The organism is Gimesia aquarii (genome assembly GCF_007748175.1).
In the GTDB taxonomy this organism is placed as follows: Bacteria; Planctomycetota; Planctomycetia; order Planctomycetales; family Planctomycetaceae; genus Gimesia; species Gimesia aquarii_A.
Genome location: NZ_CP037422.1, coordinates 3,735,141 through 3,758,287 on the forward strand (window position 1 = coordinate 3,735,141; position 23,147 = coordinate 3,758,287).

Consider the following 23,147-nt stretch of genomic DNA (forward strand, 5'->3'; position numbering starts at 1 on the left):
ATATCTATGGCTGAAAAAAGCTAAAGGTAAAGACTTCCGTCACATTCGTAAATTGTGGTGAGAGTGACAGTCTGACATATCTTCGGTCCGGTGAAACAACGGCGGCTCCTGACAAACTGATCCCCTCTGGAATGACTGTAATCACCGGTTGATTGGCAACGCCACCCACATTTTGCGATCCTGTCACAAAAGGAACCTGTCTGCCTGTAGAGACTCCAGCTCCTACCTGTCGTGAAACTCGAAATCCCTTTAACGATTTCACTGCCTGTTTTGAAAGCGGACCGACTGCATGGGACAAGTTATGAATAGTGCGTTGACTTGTTTTCTGTGAGTTTTGTTGAGGTTGGGGAACTTCTGATTTCTTTCTACGACGCCCTTTGGAAAGATCAATGCGAATCAACTGATCTTCTTTCGCCAGTGGAACAATCATAGACTGTATGATAGGTTGTTCTGATCCTCGATAACGTGTCACTTTTAACTTTGCACGCTGACCAACAATCTTTCCAGAAACATAACGCACTCGAACCACATAAGTTCCTGGAAAACCATTGGCACACAAATATTCTTCATGGCAGTTTTCCTGTCTGGGACCATAGCCATCATTGAGCAAAACTCCACCACCTGCCGTTAACGGTGCCTCAAATGAACACACGGTTCCTTTTGGTTCTTCGACAATCAGATCCAGATCACCGTCTCCATTCCAGGTCAATTCCAGTTGTAAATCTCGTTTTAAGGCTTTCTTTCTGGCTAACCGTAACTGCTCCGCTTCTGCTTTTCTGCCTGAGGACTCAAACGACTGCTCCAGATCGGCCAGTGCGTTTAATGCTTTCTCATGCAAGTCCTGATGTCCCTTTACCCATACGTGAGTCAAAATACCAGTTGCCGCCCATAGAATTGCCTGTGGATCTTTCAGCTTCTCAGCCAGACGCAGGCCCATCACATAAGGCTCTGGTCGGGCTGGTGCCAATTTTGAAGCTTGTTGATACAGTTTCAGAGCCTGCTCGTCGGCACTAAAGCGCGATAAATAAGCTGCGGAATAAACCATGTTGGAAACATCCGCCGCCGAAAAGTCAATTCGAGAAAGCAAAGCACGCTGAATTTCATCTTTGGGGCGACCAACAATTTCCATTGACAAAGCAAGGACGTCATACATCCAGGGCTGCGATTGGTTATTAATTAAAGCCGCTTTAATCGCAGCAATCACATGCTCGTGTTTACCCGCCTGATGTAAATTAAAGATCAAGTCATTTACGAGGGAGGGTGCAGGTTTTCGCTTGGAGAAATAATCGTTCCAAAATGCGACCGGATCTTTAACATTACTCGTTAAAGGCAGCTTGACCTCGTTCTTATTTTGGTTCTGCCCCTTAACAGAAACAGAGCCATTCTCTCTGGAACGGCTCCGATCTGATAATTTAGATTGTCCAGGTATAACAGGGGACGCTGCTTTGGGGTTTACTTTACGATTTCCGGTTTTTTTTTGAGTTCTTCAATCGTGCGGTTGTCAAACCGAAAGGGGTTATCCTGAACTTGAAATTGTGCTTTAGGCTGTTTTACTTCAGACTGTCCCAGAATATTATTCAGGATTCCCTTTATTTCCTGATCATTGATGGGCTGAAGCTCTTCTTTTGCAGGATTTACTTTCGCATTTTTATTCGGTTGCTTCTTTGCATTTTTAGCTTTAGGGGCATCCATCATTAGCATTTCAGGTCCAACGCTGAAGAATCCTTGACCACCACCACCTTGTTGACCAAATCCACCACCGCCACCGAATCCTTGTTGACCGCCACCTTGTTGACCAAAACCACCTTGCTGACCACCAAAGCCGCCCTGGCTGCTACCGACAGACTGCTGCTGAGTCGCAACAGAAATTACAAGGTCAGCTACGGGATAAACGCGAGTGGTATAGATTTCATCTGACTTCACAATCGTTGTAATTTTCATCACTTCATCTTCAACGACGTAAGTTAAACCAATGGGTTTTAGGATGATATTCAGAGCACTTTTTAGTTTGATTCCACTTAATGATACGTTGACTGGCTCATCAGGCGTTAAACCTTCTTCTCCCAGATCATTGGAGTTGATCAAAATTGTGATATTGTGTAAATCTGCAAAGTATGTCATGACTTCTGAGAGTGGAATGTCTGGGAAATTCGCTTCGGTTTCTTTTTGTAGCTCTTCGAAAATTCGTTGTTCCGCAGGACTGTTTTTATGCAAGTCAACGGCCGCCCATTTCTTGCGACGTTCAGTTAAACTGGTCCAAACAGGTGCTGAAGGCCAACGGATTGGAGGCTCATCAGGAAACGGAACGTGAGACAATTCCACCTGATAAAGTGTTTCCAGAAAGCGGTCAGACCTTAGAGAACGCATACGAAAGACTTTATCCAGTTGCCCGGCTGCTTCCGAAGTAAACAGGGCAGCTGTGGCAGGTCCATTACCAGGCTCCATATCAACGGCGACACGAGAAACGGCTTCCGCCTCTTCGTAGGCATCACTGTCCCCATGTCTTCCGTCCTGCATTAAAGAACGGATGCGGTCAATCAACTGTTCCAGTTTTTCGTCCTCTAAAAGGATCTTATCTACGAGACGCTTTTGTTGTTCAAGTTGGGCTAACTGTTGTTGCTGTCGAATCCGTCGCGTTTCAGCAACTTCGATTTGACTGCGAACTTCCACCATCATACTGTTGAGGCGACGTTCCAGTTGCTGTTTCAGATCAAGTTCGATATCAGATGTCGACTTCACAAAGCTCAACGTTCGTTTTAACATCCCCAGAGCACCATCGGGATTCTCAGCAGAGATCTTTTGTGCCTCTTCAATAGTATTGGAAACCTCAATTTTCATCTGGGCTCCCTTGATCTGCCTCAACTGTTCGACTTTACTGATCGAATCATCAATTGGCGGTTTTGCATCACCCTTTGCTGCAGGCTGTGCTTTCGAATCAGCGGCTGGTTGGTTAGTATCCGCTTGTGCCAACTGGTCCTGCTTGAATTTATTAGACATTTTTAAAAGTGTATCGCCTCGGGTATTGCCCGGATCCAGCTGTTGAATCAAGTTGCCGAACTTCGCAGCCTGCTCAAAATTCCCACTTCGAATCGCCTGGGTTCCGGCAAACTCTAATTGAGCCATATGCTCTTCGTGTCCGGTGCGCGCCAGATTCATCATTCTCTGCCCGGCAAATGCGATCCCGACTTCCTGCCCCGGTTGATAATTCACCCAGGGAACTGCCAGAAAGCTATTCACAGCTTGTGCGACAGGTACGTTAAACTTCCAGATACCACTTAAATTTTTGTTACTTAGCTCAACCGACAATCTTTCAGTCAGCTCTCCTTCTGCAAGATAGATCGTGTCGCGGTCAGTTCGGATCGGTAAGGCTTGAGGTGTATTTAAAACTAATTTTTTGTCAGAAAGCTGAATCTTTTCTGGAAAGAAAACAGGAGCTTGAATCGCTTTAGCCAATTCCCTGCCAACCTTCGTCGGAAGATCTTTCTTCCCTTCTGCAAGATCGGTTAAGACCACACCACCTGTGTAAACTCCAAGAGTTCCCAGTAATCGCAAGTCTTTGCGAGGTCCAACGGCATAACTGTGAACGGGAACGTTTTGGTGTGCCAGCTTTTGAGTGAGTGCAGCCATTTCAGGAACAGAAATCAATTGGGCGGAACTCATTCCATCGCCAATATATAGGATTGATCGAGCCTCTTGATTCTTCAATCCCTTCATTACAGTTTTCATTGCCTGAGCAAGATTCGTAGCACCCAATGGTGCACGAGATGCAAGAGATTCAACGGCAAGCTTAGCCTGCCGGCTTTGAGGTGCGACAAATTCATTAACGAACGGAGTGCATTGCACATCGACTGCATAAACGGCAACGGTGGAATCGTTTGGTAACTCCTTTAGAAACGACTTCAAAACATCCAAAGCCTGAGTGCGATGCTCGCCAACCTGGCTGGCAGATGTATCAAACAAAATCGCAATTTGTTTACCTGAATAAGCGTTTGCGGGTAAGCGATCTGCTTTTAATCGCAGAGCAAAATAATGCTGCCCCTCAGTGTTCTCATAGCTGAGGATTTGGCCAACGTTTGATATCTCTGGAACGGCATTCTCAGCAAAGCTGACAGAAGTGCAACAGAAAAGTGCCGATGCTGCTAAAACAAACGTTGCGATTCCAAATTTGGATATTGACATAATTTCTCTCTCCCGAGTTACTTTGGGCAAGAATGCTCTCACTCAAATCACGTTCGGCGATTGCCGATTTGCGCATTCTCCTCAACTGTGCATTGTATATTCAGTCTCGGACACCATTGAAGGAAATTCCCCCGATTTTCTCCTAATTCTCCAAATTTGGTCAGAGTTGAAAAGCGTTAGTCGGCACGGACTGAAGTATCCGCGTAATTTATAGTCCGATTATGGGGAAATTAGGGGTCAAAGCTCGCTTAACGAAACCATTGATTCCATGAGCGAGCACTGATAAAACAATTCAGAATATTCACTTGTTCATACAATTTAGCAAACATTGAAGTCTCGACTCCCGATTGTGTGCACACATTATGCTGATTCCGCTCATTAACTCTAATGGATTTTGACGATCTTTCTCTAAGACTCATCACCATCCACTCTCCTGTCAGCTCAGATTCAACTTCCTGAGTTCAATACACGACACCATCTCTGTCATCTTAATTTCACATGGTAATTCGCCGATTCTCCATCACACCCTCTGTGGCCTGGATTCTCATTTTCTCATTGTTCATTGTATTGGGAATTGGATTCTCACAGAAGAAATCTGCCGAACATCCAAGAGTAAGTCGAATTTCTTCAAAAAAGGTGATGACTTATAAACCCGTGTTACCCGACTCTCAACCAGTCAATTGGAACCTGCCGGTTAATGTCACAATTTCTGGACCAGATCAGAAATTCCCGCTTTCATTTGCGAACGGCAACGAATATGTATTGATCATCAACAACCTGGAGAGAACAACTCAACAAGCAAAAACAGTCAAGCTAACTGCAGAGTTAGATACCAGCAATCATACAATAACAGCGAAGTGCTTCCAAAACACCCGCATACTCACACAAAGGGAATCGGTAAAAAAAGGGGTTGATTTATTCTCGAGCCCGAATCTTTCACCACAGCCAGACAAAGCATTGGAAGATGCAAAAAAAGAACGCTCCTTCTTTCTGTTTGTTACAGACGGTAACCTCACTGATAAAAATCAATATACGCGCATTAACGGACAACTGATTCAACAAACATCGCGGATTGCCATCTACCTGGATGACCAGCAACAGGCTGAGCAATTAGCCCCTGGTCTCGTGACCGAGATTACTGAAATTCTGGAAAATCAAGTTTTAGATCAGATTACCAGGCAATGTGGTACAATACGAGACGTCGACTGTAGTGGACGGTTCACAATCTTGCTCTCTCCCTGGTTGAACAAACTGCAAGGCGGCCGTACATCCATCAATGGCTTTGTACGCCCCAGTGATTTTCGACTCACGGTTCCGAAACCATTTAGCAACCACTGCGATATGCTCTACCTCAATTCTACTTTGCAACCCGGGCAGGATTTACTTGATCTTCTGACTCATGAAGTCACACATGCGGCTGTCGCCAGTGTTCGATCTGCTCAAACCCCTTCAGAAGCAGGCTCGTTAGCAGATGAGGAAGACTGGTTGAACGAAGGAATTGCTCATATTATGGAGCCTGGTTATACAAACCGAGATTACCGTATCAGCGAATTTTATCGTAGCCCTGAATCCTACCCACTCGTAGTCTCAGACTATTACCGCTCTCATCTCTGGCGCAATCATGGCTGCCGGGGAGCCGTCAATGAGTTTCTGGACTGGTGCAATCAAATCGAGTCCACCCAAAATTTCCCTTACAGGTTTACGCATCACCCACTCACCGGGATTGAAAAAATAGAACAGCTCACCGCGATTCCTTTTCCAGAGCTATTCCGGCAATGGTCACTATATCTGGTAAAACAGTCTTTGGAGGGAACCATTCAAAAAAAGTCAACCACACCACAGCTAGGATCTCTTTGTGGAAATTTTGTGATAGCGGGGCCTGCACTGCGAACATGGAATCTGTTTCGCAATCCACAGACTTCGCTCAAGATCTCAGCGACGGCCTCAGGATTTCTACATCTCAAATCAGGGAGTCAAGAGACTCAAAACGTCCTAATCAAAGTCAACGGTTTTGAGAAGATACAGATGACGCTCTTACGAATTCCCCCGAGCGAGGAGCAAATCTCTTTGACGGCAACCTTCGTCGACCGCAATACAAACACCAGCCAGTCACCAGAATCATTTGAAGTTTGTCTGCGTTGTATCCATCCCACTGATTCAGCAGTCAAGATGATAAGCCTGGAATATTCCGGTGCTCATCTCTCTCGTACAGCGCGACGACCGCGAAAGTTTCAAACCAGCGAACTTAATTCTTCACTCGCATCAAAGTCAGACAAGCTACAAGTCGCAATGAATGATTCGAACTCTGAAAGCGAACAACTGATTACAGATTTTCTGATCCGAATTCCAAAAAAGAAAATACCGAAACAAGCTCAACCCGTCTATCTGACTTTCAAAGCAATTGTTGAAACAGAAAACGAATTACAATTCGCAGGCCAATCCGAAATCAAGCTCCCTTTCAAACCAATTCACCGTCTCGCTAAGGCTGCGTCTTCAGAAACGAAAGTGAAATGATTGATTTGCCAGATTAGAAACTGGATTCTTCATCCTGAATTTCACCAGTATATTTCAACCTTGTTGCAAACAATTTCTTCAGTCGAGAAACAGGATACATACGCACGATTTTATTCTTGTAAGTAATTCTTCCCTGGTCATCACGCCCCAATTGGGCGGCGATATCAGGTTTCGCCAGACCCGCATATAAACCAGCGAATGTTTCTGGATCAACACCATTCCCCGCTTCCAGGTCATCCATTGCATTGACCCCACCACAAGTGACTGCGAATGAATTCAATCCCTTTGTAGCTGGTCGCATAAAATTTTCTTGCTCCAACGCGGATTGAGCTTCAACGAGTTCTTTGGCACCACGTTTGATTTTATCTTCAGTCTCCTCTGTCGGAGTCCCCGAGTTTTGCTGTGCGTGTAATTTCGTGCTTTGAAAGCTCTGAGAGGCTCCCAAAACATAGCCCACAGTAATCAAAAGCAAACCAATAACGACCTGGCTCAACTTGGACATGAAAGACTCCCCATAAAATCGACTTTTGTTATGATTGATTTCTATTTAAGATGAAAACATTCGACCGACTGTTCAAACGCTTTCATTTTAGAGTCTTAAATAGAATGACATCATTGAATGTCAGTAGCTCATATTTACTAATAATTATCAGGTCAGGTCAATAAGAACCCTGCAAAATCAACTCGATCTACACTGATAAACCAGCGTTAAGTATAGAATTCCAGCGAAATTTTCTCAAACTGCCCCTGATAAACCTAAAATTCGATCAGGATCTTGTTTTAAAAAGTACTTGAATATGAATACTACAGAATTTCAACAAGCTTTATCCAACATCGTAAGACAATTTCAGCAAGCCGATTACGATGCCAGACACTTGCTATTGGATCTCACCGATAAAATAGGGGAAATCGGAGATCAAATCCCGGATTCAGTCCCGAAGCATCTCAGCTCAGAATGGGAATCGATTTGTGCTGAAGTCGATGAAGTGCAACCCATATTCAAAAGCCAACGAAAAACATCGATCTTGTTTGATCGGCAAGGAATGGGTCAACCGGGAGTTCAAAGGGCAAAGAATCTCATAACAAGAATTGTGGCTCTTTCACAATCAGTGGAGAAGCTGGAAAATGAGCGGCATCCACCAGTTTGAACGAATCCTTGTCGAATTGCAGTTTAAATCCAGAAATTTTTATCAAACAACAATACGATCCATGTGATTCAAGATGATCTCTTTCTGCTGTTGAATCGCAGCCTCATCTTCTGATTTACATGCGATCTCTAATGCAGCTGCAATTTCTGAAAGCTCTTCAAACCCATAGCCAGCACTGGCGCCTTTCAACTGGTGGGCTAATACTTTGAGTTCCTCAACCTGATCGGTGACAGATGCTTGTCGCAGAATCTCTTTTTTCTCTTCGATTCCATCGACGAACATTTCAATCAAGTCGAGAAAATCTTCATCATCACAAAATGATGATCGAACTGGTGTGTTTTCCAGGGTATCTACCATGCTTCCCTTTTCCTTAATTTAAGGGTCTATTATCGATCGTATCTTATTCTTTTTTACTATTGATACACTCAAATGTCTTCCTGTTCCAGTAGTTGAAGAATCAAGTGGACAGCTACATCAATTTATAGCTTGAGGTTTTTTACAGGAATGAAAAATTACTGAATTAAGCCAAATTCAAGGTGGGGTAAATTACTGCAACGAAATAAATGTACTGAATGTGACAGTTATGCCGATATCTTATTGACTCCAGTAAATCCTGATTTTGCGTTTTTCTGGTACTTTCTCGTTGAAATCCTCTCACAACCCAATAAAAATGAACATTTGAACACAATTATTACGTCTGATATTGACTCAGTTCCGCTTCTTACCGTATACAACTTCGGGCAAGATCTGCTGAACGTGCCTGGTGTAAAATCATAACCTCGTTCTGTTTCTCAAATAATAATCTCAATCATTCATGCGTTTGCTTCAGCGCTATATTCTCTTTGAATTGCTGCGTGTTTTTACATTGATGATCACAGTTCTAACAGTCCTGTTGGTGTTTGTGGGAGCCTTCCAGCAAGCAACCAGTCAGGGCTTAGGGGCTATTCTGGTCCTTAAAATTTTGCCTTTCATCGTCCCTAGTATGTTACCGTTTACGATTCCAGCCACGTTACTTTTAACCGTGTGTGTGGTTTACGGGCGTATTTCTGGTGACCAGGAAATTACCGCAGCGAAAGCAGCGGGCATTAATGTGCTCTCACTCCTCTGGCCTTCCTTTATTTTAGGAGGATTTCTGAGTCTTGGGTCTTTATTATTAAGCGATCAAATTATTCCCTGGGCTGAAAAAAATATTGAGAATACGGTTGCCTGTGAGTTAGAAAGTATTTTTCTCGAAAAACTCCGTTCCCAAAATCAAGTACATGATCCAACAAGTGGAATCTCAATTACCGTAATGGGTGTTCGTGGCAAAACGTTGCTGGTCCCGACATTCCGATATTCGCCTGCGCATAAGCAACCTGTTCATCTCCAGGCAGAAGAAGCAACTCTAGAATTTGACCTTGAGCACCAGCAAGTTATTTTGCACATCCTGAAAGGATACATCGATTTCCCGGGAAAGCCTCGATTTTACGTTGAGAAAGATGACTTTCCTTTTCCTCTCCCGAGTCAGAGTGCCATGGCGAAACCAAGACACATGACTGTTCAATCCATCAAGTCAGAACTGGGGGGCCTGCAAGCTGAACGTGATGAGCTGGAATTTCATCGTGATATTGAAGTCGCCATGCTACTGGCTCTAGGCGATTTTGAACGATTTAATTCACCAGAAATTAATGCCGATTTACCTCAAAATCAAGTTAAAGAAAAACGACAAAATAAACTGAAAACGGCGCTGGCCAGCCGATTTGCATTAAGCTGTAGCTGTTTCTTTTTTGTCCTGGTTGGCTGTCCATTTTCGATCGCCCAGGCACGCAGGCAATTTCTCACCAGTTTTTTTATGGTCTTCATGCCCATACTTTTGTTTTATTACCCTATTGTTCTGCTGACGATGAATTTAGCAAAGTTGGGTAAAGTTGAACCAAGCTGGGCTCTATGGGCGGGTAACGTCGGTTTGTTTTTGATTGCCATTCATTTACTACGAAAAGTACTGCGAAATTAAACTCTGGCTCAAACAACCCCTTCTATTTCCACTCTGAAAAAAATGTAGTCAATCGTTGGGTTTCACCAAAAATATAGAGTGCGGCAGAAATATGCCCCGAATCCAGCCAGACCAACTCTGGTTTCTTACCCATCGATTCCCATAATGCTATGGCACTTTTGGGAGGTAGAATTTCATCATGTTTTGCCACCACCATCAACACATCGCGGTTCTGCAAGAGATGTCCATAAGTGTGTGGATCAACGGGTGACATAATCTTCAGAAATGATTCATAAGTTCCCCCACTCTTTAACCACTGCTGACGAAATTGCTTCGCATGGGGATGCGGATTTTCCCAAATCCCCAAAGCGAGATTTCCTCCCCCCAAATAGATGGCAACCTTCTTGAAGCGCGGCTCTGCGGCAGAGGAAAGGGCAGACATGATTCCCCCCAGGCTGATTCCCGTCACACCCAGACGGTTCGCATCGACTTCTTCTCGACTCATCAGCCAGGCGGTAGCCTGCCGTATATCCAATACCGCTTGAGTCATCCCCTCGGCGGTATGCTGGGGGACAAAAGAAATCATACGACGATAGCGATCTTCGCCGACGCCACGTCGCTGCGCGTAATAAGGCATTTTGATCGTTAGTGCCGCGATACCCTGACGTGCCAAAGAATTGGCAGACATTTCAGAAAGCTCAAAACCGCCTCCCAAAATATGTAGGCAGACGCAGGCAGGAAAAGGGCCTGTTCCCTCAGGCTGATAGTAGTGTCCATGGACGGTATTATTGGCTTCGACTTTTGTTTTGACCGGCGATGGGAACGTAACATCATAAACGCGAACCGGCCCACTCATTCGCTTGAATTTACACGTATACGGAAACTGATGCGGATCGAGATGAAAACGACCAGGGACTTTGCCTTCCATCTCGGTCGTTTCAAAGCGAACCTGTCCCTGCTCTGGTATGTCTACAAACACAGGACCGGTTGGTTTATTTTCCGCCTTGCTTTGTTCGCTCATCACGGCGAGACAAGCGATGATTCCCAAAACCAGGATTAGAAAACGTCGTTCCAAAGGCGTACGTTGCTTCAAAGCCATTGTGTCAAAGATTCCCGTTCTTCTGAAATTAATTGGAAACAACCACAATTTCAGTTTTGTGGCTGCATTGCAGATATGGTTCTATTTTAGACCAATACTTCCCAATTATGTAGACCGATTTTGACTGAACGGACAAGGAGCGAGAAAAGAAGGAAAAATAGAAGCGAAGATTACGATTCCCGGTCAGACCAGGTTTCAACAGAAGTTTCAACACCCTTCCCTGCGTTGAGTACCCGTTCAATTTCCTCAGCAGACATGCCGGATGCCAACATATGATGCTTCAAATCCACATCTTTCTGGTGGCAGGCCGCTTTCGTCCAGGCATTAGCGATGATTGCGATAATCCCGCAAAGAAAGGGCAACCCGAACAGACAAATGACGGCTGTTAAACCAACAAGATCATAGTCACCCATAATTTTCTCCTGAAATGCATCAAAGAATTTGAATCGTGTGAGATTAATGTCAGTTCGTTGATTCGATCAGAATATTTGCAGCAAGACTATTTTAATGGGAATTATTTTTGAGATACCATCATGGTAGTAAAAAACAGGCAATTTTCACTATAAAACCATATGTGTGAGTAATTTCGGGAAACAGAGTAATTTGACTCCTGCTCATCTGCTGATAATAATAGAAGGAGAGCGTGGAAATATTCTATTTTGCGTTCAACCATTTGTTCACAATTTACGTACTACTAAAAAGGGGGCGATCGGATTCGACTGGTTCACCGTATGTTAGGGTGGCGTGCCGTGGTTGATCAGTTGGCCACGTTAAAAGCTGATCACAATCTAATTGCAAACAAGCAATTTTCAATGGCTGCTTAATAAAAGCAACCCCGGCTTAGGGATCCCTGTCTGAGGAGTCCGAAGGCTGGTCACAAAATCAGACTGGTATCAGATCAATGTCCGCTCCGTCTGATACGAGATCCGTGGTGGACTGGCTACCGAAGGGCTTTGTTTATTGTGCCTGAAGTAGCGAGACTCAAACAATAAAATATGCACGTAGAGGCCTTAGCTGAGGGTTCACAGGACGCGGGTTCAATTCCCGCCGCCTCCACTAAATAGACACTTACCATAATTGGTAAGTGTCTATTTTTATTACCCTTACACAAAACACTCCATAGAATAAAACCGCTCTTTTTGGCTTAATGTCTGATTTCGTGTCTGATTTTCGCCTTGTGATGTCTGATTTTTGGCAATATTATCTGTTTTCAGACATCAGAATCCACTGTTTTTCGGGACAGTTTCATGGCCAAGAAAAAAGAACTCTGCCAAAATAAAAAAGGGCTGTTTGTACGCAACCTCGGCTGGAGAAAAACTCAAAATGGCTTCTCCCAGAAAAAATTCTATCTTGGACGGGAAGAACCCCAAGCAAAGATCGCCAGCCTCAAACTGGAGCAGCTCTGGGACGCTGTATGCCGAAGATGGGAAGCAGCAACTCTCCCAATCCCTCAACTATCATCCAAGCCAAGCCTCCGCCACTCGATCACCACTGAAACAATAAGTACCCCCAACGGACCACTCACAACACTTAACTCAATTGGTGTTGGTGAATTAGAATTTGAGAGACCAGGGAAACCAGTATGGGACGAAGTTAGCCTGACCATTGCAGAAGCGATCCGGAATGGTGAAGCGACTGTTAGAATCCCGCTACCGAGCCAGGTTGGACAATCTGGTCTGGTCTCCCCTTCCATCGGACAACGGCTGGACCAGCTTAGGCGCGACATTCCATTTATTCACATCGAATTACTGGATGAAGAGCTACAGTGCGAGGCAGAAAGTGAAATCAAAACAGAAGGAAACAAACTGATCAAACGAGGGCGCCGCATGATATTCCAAGGTGCTGGTGGTGAGACATTGTACCATGCACTCGATGAATACATTAAAGCTCTTGAAAGTAAACATGTAAATCTTGATGGCACAGTAAACCCGACAGGCACTGCGCAAGTTCGACAAGCCCTGTTTTTAAAAGAGTGTCTTCAGGATTGTTTGTTAGAAGATTTAGACACTCCAAGAATTCTTGCCTATCAGGAAACATTGGCCCTAAGACCACCTGGAAAACGTGTTAAACGGATCGCTGTTCGAACTGCAAGGAACTACATAAAACAATTTCGACACTTCATCAGGTGGCTCAGCACAGCTCCAGGCTCTTCCTGGAAACGACCTTCCGATCTGGAATTTACTTCAATAAGAATTCCCGAAACCGTTCAGGAAAAGGCAACAACAGCTCGTAGTTCCAGGGTTCAGACTTATTCCTATGACGAAATCCAGCTCCTTTGGGAATATGCATCTCCCCTCAAAAGACTATTATTGCTAATGGGCCTTAATTGCGGCTTCGACGCCAAAATGATTGCAACTCTTCAACCCGAAGATATTCATCTCAACCAGGAACATCCTTCAGCTCGAGAAATCCGGTATCAGTCGACTGAAAACGACAGCTGGATTTTTCGCCTCAGAAATAAGACTTCAGTGTATGGAGAATGGAAACTATGGCCGATCACCGTATCAGCCATTGAATGGTGGCATAAACAACGAGCTCAAATCGAGATTGACGAAGATGTCTCCGCTTTTCTAGTCAACCAAAAAGGACGCGCTTACGACACGCCGACAGCCGGTAATGACAGAAACATGCAAATCCCCAATCTCTGGAGAGGCCTCACCGATAAAATATGCAAAGATGAAGCTCATTCCACGTTTCGCAAACTCAGCTTTGGCAAGCTTCGCAAGACGGCTGGAAACCTGATTCGCGTTGAATCTGGGGGTGAAATAGCTGGGGTCTTCCTATGCCACGGAACTCCTGTAAAGTCAGATGATTTACTGGACTTCTACACCAATCGTCCCTTTGCAAAGGTTTTTGAAGCCATTGATCTAGTTGGACACAGATTAAGTACAATATGGTCGTCCATAGAAATCCCTTTCCCAGAACAGCGAAAACGAGGAGGTAGCAACATCAGCCGGAGTAAGATTCTTCGGATCAAGTCAATGCGCAGGCAAGGCTTCAAACTCGACCATATCGCAGAAACTCTGGGAGTCACAAAACAGACAGTAAGTCGCCATAGCCAAAAAAGCTAAAGCATATGGACTGAGAGAATCTGTAAGACTATTTTTTTCGGGGGGGCGCAGAGATCGCTGGTTCAAAATTGGTCGACAATCTGCACGGTGGCAAATCATACATTTTGTGATCGAATTAGTTGGTTAATTTAAGAGACAGTATTAAATCCTATGTGGATCTGAGCATTAGTTCGGATATCAAAGAGGGATACTATCTATTTTGTTTGTGAGTTTGGGCAGACGATTACAAAGGAGATTGGAACTACAAATTGAGATTGGTTTCTCGAGCGGTAACCGTCCAATTCACATAATTGTGACCATCAGGCATCAGGCAGTCACTCTTCCTCTCAGCCGTGACATCCCCAGCCTTAGTAATGCGTCTACAGAGAGCCATCTTACTTGTCTCATCCAATCCGTCCCACCATGTAGGCGACATATAGAGGTTCTCACAGTACTCAAATGCATATCGAACGACAGCATCACCGATGGCAGCGTCGGGAAGCTTGTGGAGTGACTTCACTAAACACTCCGGACAAAGAAGATTTCCTAACCAAGAAAAGATGAATGCTCCACCCGTGTCAGTGGCAATGATTGAAAATGTGACGTGATCAGGCAGCTTGTTTGGTTCAAGTAATCTCTGCAATTGATTGCCTGAAAAATCAAACATTGGGAAGTTACCTGAGCAGGTCAGTAAATTTGGAACTTCCTTGAACTGGACCACATAGAAACGTACATCAGAGAAATCTTTTGTGAGCAGACAGGTATCGTAACTAGCCTTAATCGCTTCCACGTCCTTGACTCCTTGAACCAAGCCGCTCTGCATCTCATCCATGAAACGCTGGTACTTCATCTGAATTTCGAATGGCTGTCCGTTATCAGCAGTCCGAAGAGTCGGAAGTAAGCTGATCGCGCCCCCCTTCGTAAATATTTCTTTGCAGAAGTGACGATATGCCAACAGGAAGGCATGCTCATTACAGGAAACAAATGGCTCCTTCTCGATAGGTGCAAAAGTCTGGTCGTCGTGGAAGCCACACATACCTGTAAACGTCGAGGCGTGGCGGATACCAACCAGCTTCGGAGCGAGCATCCCATTTGATTTCGACAGATCGCCGGCGTTGTTTTCCCGGATTCCATAGACCTTTCCTTTCACAGCTATTCTGCTGAGGCCACCGTTCTTCTGGATACTGTGGGCCTTGATGATGCCATGATTGCAAGTCGAGAGATCGGGATGCAGACAGACTTTTTTCGCGTAGGCCTCCCGGCCAGTCTCGATGACTTCCTGGATTGTCCGCCGCGGTGTCGATTCACGATTCATGTGGCACTTCTTGAACTTCTTTCCCGAGCCACACCAGCACGGTTCGTTTCTACCCATTCTCGGATGCATATTGACAAATGACATTCTCCCTTTTTCCTTTAAGTATCCAGGTTAATTAGTAGATAAGGTTCGTTCAAAATAACGTCGGCAGATTCAATACCATACATTGACACAGAAATATTTCAGATAACATCGACAGAACATGATGCAGCTGTATCGGAGAATCACATCAATGATGGATGAAATTAATGCGAGTAACTTCGTTCCACCCAGAAAGAGTTCTATTGCGGTCCTGTCACCTCAATTACATTGTAGTGGCATTGCCTCGACGCTGTAGCCCTGTTACCCATCCAACCCTTCCACAGACTTGATGAATTCCAAACCCGGCTTCACATTGGCCAGATAACGCACCGCCAGTTCGTCCTTGAGTTGCGGGACGAACCGGCCTACTAAGAACACTGCCATTTCATTAGCAAGATTACAGGCGTTGAGGCAGGCATTCGGCAAACCTCGGGGACAGCGGATTGGCTGCATTTCCATTCTGCACTTGTCGATGCGTTGCAGGGCGCTCTCTCCGTGGGCATTGCCCGACCAGAATCTGTACATGACCTCGTATTGACCGCGACGCCCTAATTCGGCAGCCAGTCGCTCGATGTTTCCGGGGCCACCCCACATCCCATACCAGTGTTTCGGCTTTGACCGATCGTACTCGACTTTCACAGCTGAGAAACGCGCGTGGTCCATCATCTGCTGCAAGGCAGCGATTTCCGCATGAATGTTCCGGCTAGGGTGGTCAAAGGCGTCGGCCAGTAGCTCCCCCTTGGTCTGGCTGCGAACCTGCTTTCCAGTTTCAGAACTCGGGTCGCACTTTAGGGCGACTTTTATCTGCTTTACCCAGTGATAGAATTCGTATGCCAGACAGCGATTCTCGAAAGTGTCGTCGCGTTGAACCATATACATAAGATTGAGTTGCAGCTCGAAGCCAGTTCGAATCAGCGGGACGCAGTTTCTTGCCGATCCTTTCTGTGCAAGTATTGCCACCCCATCAATCTGGTCCGCGTACTCCATCAGCAGCACTGCAGCAGCCAAGTGTGTGTCCTTCCCCGTGGCCTTTAACTGCTCGTTCACATGCCCAAGAACCCAGAGATATGAGTTCAGAGCCGCACTTACGGCGTCCGCCATCTGTCTATACCAACAGTGGTATTTCTCCGTCTGGTCCGATCCCTGTAGATCATCCTGAAACATATTCTCCTTCCTCCATTTATAGCGTCCGAATACAGCAAGACACGCAGGACAGCCAAAAGGTTCGGATATTCACCCTACGATCCATCTGACACCCTTAAACCGTTTCGTAGTCCATTTTTTTATATTTTCCGCATAAAACCAGAATGCTCTTAGCCCCAGATTCGCTCACCCCCGGCCCATCCCCCGAGCCAAAAGCCTCTCTTGCCTCAAATCGTCCCCAAGGGCCTCTCAAGAAGCCTAGAAGCCAACTCCCAGAAAATATTTGACTGTCACGACGCAATTGGCAAAATAGATGGCACCTTTACAGTAAATATTACTAAGGGTGTTTTCCATTATGTCAGACACAAAACTCTCCCGACAGCAACTATACGAACAAATCTGGTCCACCCCCGCCTCTCGCCTTGCGACAGAATTTGGGCTTTCTGATGTCGGACTGGCAAAGCTTTGTAAACGCCATGATATCCCGCGTCCCCCACGTGGCTACTGGGCCAAAAAAGAAGTCGGTAAAGCCCCAGCACAAACTCCTCTTCCTCCGGGCGATGATAATGATGACCAAGTCATCGTTGCTTTTGTAGAGCCAGAACAGTATGAAAAGTCGGGCTTGAGCGAGGAAATTCAAAAAAGTGAAACGGAAGAGGAAAAGCCTGAAAAGGAAATTGAAGTTGCCAAGAGTTTAAGAGGAGCCCATAAGCTGATCACAGCAACGAAAGAAGAATTTATCGGAGCCCAATCAGATGATGCTGGAATCCTTCTTCCCGACCAAGATCCATCCTTGAACATCAGTGTCACTCGAAACAGCCTTCACCGTGCGTTTTTAGTGATGGATGCACTCATTAAAGCACTGGAGGTGAGAGACTTGATCATCTCTGAGGGGCCCTCTGTTTCCATCTTCGGGGAATCTGTTGCTTTTGGGATCAAGGAACGTATCAAAGTCACGAAGGAACTACCGGAAGAACATGACCTGACCGGTGCTTACCAGTTTGCCTACAATAACTACGTGACGCACGAAATCGCCACCGGGGAATTGACGGTCTATATCGATGAACCGAATTCGTATCGAATAAGTGGGTACCGTAAACAATGGCGAGATGCCAAAAAACAAAGAATCGAGGACTGCTTAAACAAAGTCGTCAGTGGCTTAGTCAAATTTGCCGCTCGCAAGCGAGAAGTCAGACTGGAGGATGAAGAACGTGAAAGAGAATACAAACGAGCTGCCGAACAACGTGCGTTAGAAAAACAACAGCGAGCGGAGCTGCGACAACAACAGGCAGAGGAACAGGAACGGGTAAATAGCCTAGTACAGGAAGCCAGATCCTGGAAAACCAGTAGAGAAATTCGGCAGTACCTGGATTTTATCCGTGGATCGAACAAATCCAGTTCAGGGGCTATTACTTTATCTCCTGAACTGGAGCAATGGCTGTCCTGGGCCGAAGATCAGGCTGACCGCTTGGACCCACTCAAAGAGTCTCCGTCTTCGATCCTCGACCTGGATATCCCGGAGGAGCCTCGATCGTGGTTCTAACACCGACTCGGTACCGTCTGGCACAGTCACGTGAAGAAATTGAGCCCCTGGTCCAACTCTGCAAAGAGGGCAAGGTGTTCCAGGTCCAGGAATGGATCGTTGAGAACAAGCCAGTTGATCCCCCAGTCCCTGGCAATGGAGGTAACCAAAAGCATACCCCGCTACGGTACGCAATAGAGCGTGATTTTCACAGCCTGGTAGAAGTGCTGCTGGAAGGGGGAGCCTCGATCGGCTCTGAATATGGCTACTGCCCCATGAGGCTGGCGATCTCAAAACGAAGGCTGGACTTAGTAAAACTGATCGCAGCTCACGGATATCAGGCTTCTAAGGTCGACATGGATGAAGTCTTCGAATCATGGGAACCTGAAATCATGGAGTTTTTTATAGAGAACGGTGCCGACGTGGAAACTGGGATGCCACTGGCGACTGCATTGTGCAATCGAATACGGACAGCACTTCGGATATTCAAAAAATACCAGGATCGTTTCCCCAGCTTCCAGGAACAGGCCAATGTGGCATTACGCCATCACTGCCAAGAAGGAAACCTGAAGTGGGTCTCACTCCTGTTGTGGGCCGGCGCTGACCCGTTTACCCCTGGTGAATCTGAACCTGGCAGGGAAATTGATCCCGAAGATGGCGGACTATCCGCCCTCGGCTTTGCAGCACTCTGGGGGAACTACAAAGTATTCTCCTTGAAACAGATCAAGATCAGCCACGATCATCCCGCGGTCTATGAGATATTGAAATATGCCGACAGAGACGAAGGTTACGACCTGATCCATGATCTGCTCAAACAAGGGATGAATCCGAACGAGCATGACAATGGAGGTTGTTCTGCTATCCAATCCTTGCTGATTTCACTGGAGTCGTGCATGTTCATGAGATACAGCTCCAGGGACGATCATGGCAGGAAATATGATACAGAGACCACACGTAACAAACTCAAGCTAATTCATCTGCTGGCGAAGTACGGCGGGAAATGGAGACCTGCCGAGACTGGCGATATCAAGGAGGCTCGCCGGTCACTATTGAAAATGACCGCTGATTACACCGTGGAGTTCGCCTGGATTATGTCAAAGTATCAAGGGTGTTCGAGAACAGACATCAAGACTCTGCTAAAAACCCCCACGATCAAAAAGCATGCCAAAGAGCACCGCCAGCAACTGGATGAACTGATCGATCAACTTAGTGCTGAATAGCCAGCCTGAGAAATTCGAATTATTCAGTTCCCTTGAGAACAGAGCCTACCTTCCAGGATTCACCATCGAAGATTACCAAGTCATTTGGAGTCCCTACTAGATACGTTTCATGACTTCCTCCCATAATCAGCTGGAATTTCCTCCCAGTCTTCTGTATTCCACTTCAGGACCGGATTGAGGTCGGTTTGCCGTGTTAACCAGAGGACCGCTCTTGTGATTCGCTGATATACCCTGGGAGATATCTTTTGATCTCTGGCATTTTTTGAGTTTATACGAAGATTCTTCAGCCAACTGATGGCCGTCTGGCTGTCGCTGTAGACAGGGCAGTTAATTTCCTTTCGCTTAAGCAATTGCAGTCCATGCACAATGGCCAGGAATTCACCGAGATTGTTACTTCCGGTACTGATTGGATCGACTCGAAAGGCTTCGCTTTCATCATCCAACCATACCCCCCGATACTCCATGATCTGCTTGTTAGCATTCCAGGCAGCATCCACACATAAACCTTCCGCGGGAGCATCGAATTCATCCTCATTGACTCTGTCCTCGATTCGCTGGGGTAAATCTCCCCTCAGACGAGCTACTCTCTGCCACCAGCGTGCATAAGCCAGTAACCAGATAAACTTCAAAGTATCCGAGTCAGGAATTTCATCAAAGCCACATTCTGAGGCAATCCGCTGAATCTTCTGAGTTACATGCCACCGATTCTCGTGACGAAAACAGGGGCCCAGTTGGTCAAGCCAGCCTTCAACGATAGAGATCGCAAGAAGTGGAGAATCAGGTTTTTCATGAGCCCGCTCCAGGCTTTCCCGTAGTAAAGACCATGAGTTTTCGTCGATCTTCGTGATCAAGGTCTGCTTAGGGTACTGCAGAGAGTACCCTAACCACCTGGCTGACTTTTCCCGTCGTAAATCAATCATGGCTTTAGAGCAACCATGCTTCAATGGAAGTCCTGCCTTCTTCAATAAATCTGACAGCCTATCCCAGGCCTCACGGGCTTGCTTCTGGGTACGACAGATCAGCAAGATATCGTCTGCGTAACAGATGATATTTGTCGCTGCCAAACCAGATTCTGGTTTCCATCTTCGGACAACGCTATGGTACAGGTACAAATTCAAAAGCAGTGGACTCAGAGGAGCTCCTTGCGGTATCCCTCTTTTACGAGTGTCGATACAGACAAACTTGCGGATCAACTCCACTAATTCAGGGGAAGGGACATATTTGGCTACGATATCCATCAACCGTTTACGCGGTACATTATCAAAAGCATCTTTGATGTCCTCTGTAATCAACACGAAGCTTGACTCTTTAGCCATCTTTTTTTGAGCAAGAGCTAAAGCATTCATGCGATCATGGCCTGGCCGAAATCCGAGGATCGTTTCCCCGAAAAGCGGGTCGAGAAGTGGCTGTAAAATTTCATTGGTCGCCCGCTGAACGACCCGGTCCTCAATGTTCAGCAAAGCAATGCTCCGCTCCCCACGACCGGGATCGTAAGGGTCTTTGGGAATGGATACTCGCTTCACAGGTCCTGGTTGATACGTGCCTGCTTTTAATCCATCCTGTATCGCAGCCAGAAAGCTCCATACTTCGTGGTCATAGAAATCGCTGTACCTTCTTCCGTTGACGCCTGGCGCCTGCCCTCCGTGTATTGCTAACCAACGCCATACTCTCCACAGCAAACGTGAGTCAGAAGCCCACTGAGGAAGATAATACCTTATATCTTTGATCGCACCACGCCCCTCTTGTCCTGCTTTTTCTAGTCGAGCTTTTATGTTCTGATAATACTGGTCCTTACTCCAGATATGGTATCCCAAACTCGAGGTAGAGAACTCGTCTGGATTTAGTTTCTTGAATGAGTTTGCATACATTCATTCTGCCTCTTTGAATAAAAAAAGATGGTTTCACATCCTGTGTTGCCATCTCCCCAGCTTTGCGCTGAAAATTTTTAAATAGCAACAGGCGAAGCCGTAGCTGGGGATAGAGGCATTTGGACTCATGATTGCATCCACATGGCCCCTAATGAACGTACTAGAGCTCAGTAGAGAGTCCTTAAACGTCCTAATAGCCCTGAGGCAGTGACCATACAGAATGATCCCGTCTCTCACGCTTCCCCAGTAGTAGCGAACGCCCAGCACACCTGTGGCGGTCAAGGAGTTACCATAAAGATCCTTCTCTATGCGTCTCCGGACGAGCTCAGGTTTCAGGTTATCTTTTACGTCCCCCATGTTGCGCGGGACGGTCCTAGAATCCAAGGAACCACCGGGTCCTAGAGACGGGTTGCTGTCGGATGGAACAGTGGTGATCACCGGACAGCGGTTTCTCTTCAGGGTGGATCTGAAGAACTGGAAGGTAAAACCCGTGTTATCGCGAAGCAAGGTCATGTAGACACCTCCTGTGCGACGGGTACTTTTGTGGTTTTACCTGGAGATGAGGAGAGACCAGGGCCCGACTGTTTCCAGCCGCGCTTCTCGTATCCCCTACATCTACTACGAGTATCTTCAACTGCGATCTTGTCAAACTCGTCGGCTAAGTCAATGATTAGTCCCGGAGCCTGGACAGATCGTGTTGCTGATTCTGCAATAGTAGATCGAAACGCACCGATGCCCTGTCCCCCTGCAGCGTTGACTAGAACATCCGCATCGATGCCATCTTTTTCAGCCTTAGTAGCCGTAATGATTTGTCCCTCAGGATGAGTAGGCTTAGTATTACCAACATCCCCCTTCACTACACTCCGAAGTTCCCAGGCAGTCAGGCGTTTCTGAAGCTCACGCCCCGCTTCTGTAGACTCAACAAGAATGACTATTTTGGAATAATCAGGGTTAGTAATATGTGGTTTCCCCTGATAAAAACTCACACCGTATTTTTTCAGTTTTTTTCTGTTGTCGGTTTGAAACGCGCGAGCTATACCAGCGATATAATCATTCCGACGATCATTCCTCCAGTAATTTTCCTGCTTCCAAGCAAGTCCGCGTTTATTCACGACTGGAGTTGGATAAGAAGGTGGTTTTAACCAAAGAACTTCAACTGCAGTTTCGCGTGGTACGTTCGAGAATATCGTTTGCCCGGCGATTGCTTCCAGTATCAGTCTTTCAGGAGAAGATAATGAGGTACCTGGCAATACGAAACTGTAACAACGATAAGGATGGACACCAAAAATACCCATCGATTCTCGAAAGCTGTCTTTGACGACTTTCGCTGCATCTGGTAGAAGAATGATGTCCCAGTCTTTATTGAAACATCCACCCATTAAAACGCCACGCGTGAATAATATATGTGGGCGATTAACATACCAGCCCCCAGACGGCTTCACCCTTGCATCGAGCTCTGGGGCTTCCGACTTAAGTTCGTTGCGCATCCGACGAGCCTCCTGATTTGTAATGGTTCGAACTAATATATTGGCCCGTGGAAATACCCGAGCAATCTTCTCGATGTATTGGACAACCTCACCAGGCCTACCTACTTCGATCTGGCCAAGTGGGTTACCCCATAATGACTGAAGAAAGTCTTTCTCGTCGCCCAAGGTCTTCTTCATGACAGACTTTGACATTTTCTGTTTTTTGAGAAACCTGCGGTAATCGGTCCTCGTAACCTTAACTCCTGTTTGACGGAGGCGATCCGATAAAATTGGAATCAGTCCCGTCGGAACGACGAGTTTCCCCTCATAATTTACATCCCAAAGTGCATTATCTTCGACATGCTCTTGAATCTTTCCTTTGTCCGAGTGACTGAACTTTTTAGTGGTATACTCGATGAGGTCTTTAATCATACGATAATCTACGAAACCGCTCAGTTTTGACGCACCATGATATATCTCAATTTCTACTCTCTTAGCCATCTGTATGTTCCTTTTAACCCACTAGATTTCAAAAGTACTTTTGAAATCTAGAATCAACACCTGGTACAC

Annotated in this window: 16 protein-coding genes and 1 other RNA gene; 7 read left to right on the forward strand and 10 right to left on the reverse strand. The window is 46.0% G+C overall.

Annotated elements, in window-relative coordinates; all coding sequences use genetic code 11:
* Nucleotides 1–4: 4 nt before the first annotated feature.
* Together V202x_RS14345 and V202x_RS14350 are read right to left on the reverse strand one after the other, a co-directional pair.
* Nucleotides 5–1,243, reverse strand: a complete 1,239-nt coding sequence (locus tag V202x_RS14345; RefSeq protein ID WP_145176071.1) for a hypothetical protein — start codon at nt 1,241–1,243, stop codon at nt 5–7.
* Nucleotides 1,244–1,452: 209 nt separating this feature from the next.
* A complete protein-coding gene (locus V202x_RS14350) occupies nt 1,453–4,179 on the reverse strand; it encodes a hypothetical protein (RefSeq protein WP_145176074.1) in 2,727 nt (908 codons plus the stop codon).
* 639 nt (nt 4,180–4,818) lie between these two features.
* On the opposite strand from V202x_RS14350, the gene V202x_RS14355 reads away from it, so the two are divergent.
* A complete protein-coding gene (locus V202x_RS14355) occupies nt 4,819–6,693 on the forward strand; it encodes a hypothetical protein (protein ID WP_145176076.1) in 1,875 nt (624 codons plus the stop codon).
* Between the two features lie 13 nt (nt 6,694–6,706).
* Here V202x_RS14355 and V202x_RS14360 read toward each other — a convergent pair whose 3' ends face one another.
* Nucleotides 6,707–7,195 carry a hypothetical protein gene (locus V202x_RS14360; RefSeq protein ID WP_145176079.1) on the reverse strand — a complete coding sequence of 163 codons (489 nt, stop codon included), beginning with the start codon at nt 7,193–7,195 and terminating at the stop codon, nt 6,707–6,709.
* A gap of 295 nt (nt 7,196–7,490) precedes the next feature.
* On the opposite strand from V202x_RS14360, the gene V202x_RS14365 reads away from it, so the two are divergent.
* Nucleotides 7,491–7,841, forward strand: a complete 351-nt coding sequence (locus tag V202x_RS14365) for a hypothetical protein (protein WP_145176082.1) — start codon at nt 7,491–7,493, stop codon at nt 7,839–7,841.
* A gap of 42 nt (nt 7,842–7,883) precedes the next feature.
* On the opposite strand, the gene V202x_RS14370 is transcribed toward V202x_RS14365, so the two are convergent.
* Nucleotides 7,884–8,198, reverse strand: a complete 315-nt coding sequence (locus tag V202x_RS14370) for an Hpt domain-containing protein (protein ID WP_144987033.1) — start codon at nt 8,196–8,198, stop codon at nt 7,884–7,886.
* Between the two features lie 457 nt (nt 8,199–8,655).
* Between V202x_RS14370 and V202x_RS14375 the strand changes: the two genes are divergently transcribed.
* Complete coding sequence (locus V202x_RS14375) at nt 8,656–9,834, forward strand: LptF/LptG family permease (protein WP_145176085.1); 1,179 nt, start codon at nt 8,656–8,658, stop codon at nt 9,832–9,834.
* Nucleotides 9,835–9,856: 22 nt separating this feature from the next.
* On the opposite strand, the gene V202x_RS14380 is transcribed toward V202x_RS14375, so the two are convergent.
* The gene (locus tag V202x_RS14380) at nt 9,857–10,912 is read right to left on the reverse strand and encodes an alpha/beta hydrolase family protein (RefSeq protein WP_145176088.1); all 1,056 of its coding nucleotides are present in this window, start codon (nt 10,910–10,912) and stop codon (nt 9,857–9,859) included.
* Between the two features lie 170 nt (nt 10,913–11,082).
* Nucleotides 11,083–11,325 (reverse strand): hypothetical protein, encoded by a 243-nt coding sequence (locus V202x_RS14385; RefSeq protein WP_145176091.1) that lies wholly within the window; start codon nt 11,323–11,325, stop codon nt 11,083–11,085.
* Between the two features lie 288 nt (nt 11,326–11,613).
* Here V202x_RS14385 and ssrA point away from each other — a divergent pair.
* Together ssrA and V202x_RS14395 are read left to right on the forward strand one after the other, a co-directional pair.
* Nucleotides 11,614–11,971, forward strand: a transfer-messenger RNA (tmRNA) gene (ssrA, locus tag V202x_RS14390).
* Between the two features lie 188 nt (nt 11,972–12,159).
* Nucleotides 12,160–13,983, forward strand: coding sequence for a hypothetical protein (locus V202x_RS14395; RefSeq protein ID WP_145176094.1), 1,824 nt, complete (start codon nt 12,160–12,162; stop codon nt 13,981–13,983).
* A 241-nt stretch (nt 13,984–14,224) separates the two neighbouring features.
* Here V202x_RS14395 and V202x_RS14400 read toward each other — a convergent pair whose 3' ends face one another.
* Both V202x_RS14400 and V202x_RS14405 read right to left on the reverse strand, forming a co-directional pair.
* Entirely contained in the window at nt 14,225–15,361 is a 1,137-nt protein-coding gene (locus tag V202x_RS14400; RefSeq protein WP_145176099.1) for a YecA family protein, read from the reverse strand.
* A 258-nt stretch (nt 15,362–15,619) separates the two neighbouring features.
* Complete coding sequence (locus V202x_RS14405; RefSeq protein ID WP_145176102.1) at nt 15,620–16,522, reverse strand: DUF5677 domain-containing protein; 903 nt, start codon at nt 16,520–16,522, stop codon at nt 15,620–15,622.
* 334 nt (nt 16,523–16,856) lie between these two features.
* Between V202x_RS14405 and V202x_RS14410 the strand changes: the two genes are divergently transcribed.
* Nucleotides 16,857–18,044 (forward strand): hypothetical protein, encoded by a 1,188-nt coding sequence (locus V202x_RS14410; RefSeq protein ID WP_145176105.1) that lies wholly within the window; start codon nt 16,857–16,859, stop codon nt 18,042–18,044.
* Complete coding sequence (locus V202x_RS14415) at nt 18,035–19,243, forward strand: ankyrin repeat domain-containing protein (RefSeq protein ID WP_145176108.1); 1,209 nt, start codon at nt 18,035–18,037, stop codon at nt 19,241–19,243. The genes V202x_RS14410 and V202x_RS14415 overlap by 10 nt, the downstream gene beginning before the upstream one ends.
* Nucleotides 19,244–19,350: 107 nt before the next feature.
* Here the strand turns inward: V202x_RS14415 and V202x_RS14420 are convergent, their stop codons facing one another.
* Together V202x_RS14420 and V202x_RS14425 are read right to left on the reverse strand one after the other, a co-directional pair.
* Entirely contained in the window at nt 19,351–21,111 is a 1,761-nt protein-coding gene (locus V202x_RS14420; protein WP_145176111.1) for a reverse transcriptase domain-containing protein, read from the reverse strand.
* A gap of 509 nt (nt 21,112–21,620) precedes the next feature.
* Nucleotides 21,621–23,078 (reverse strand): hypothetical protein, encoded by a 1,458-nt coding sequence (locus tag V202x_RS14425; protein WP_145176114.1) that lies wholly within the window; start codon nt 23,076–23,078, stop codon nt 21,621–21,623.
* Between the last annotated feature and the right edge of the window lie 69 nt (nt 23,079–23,147).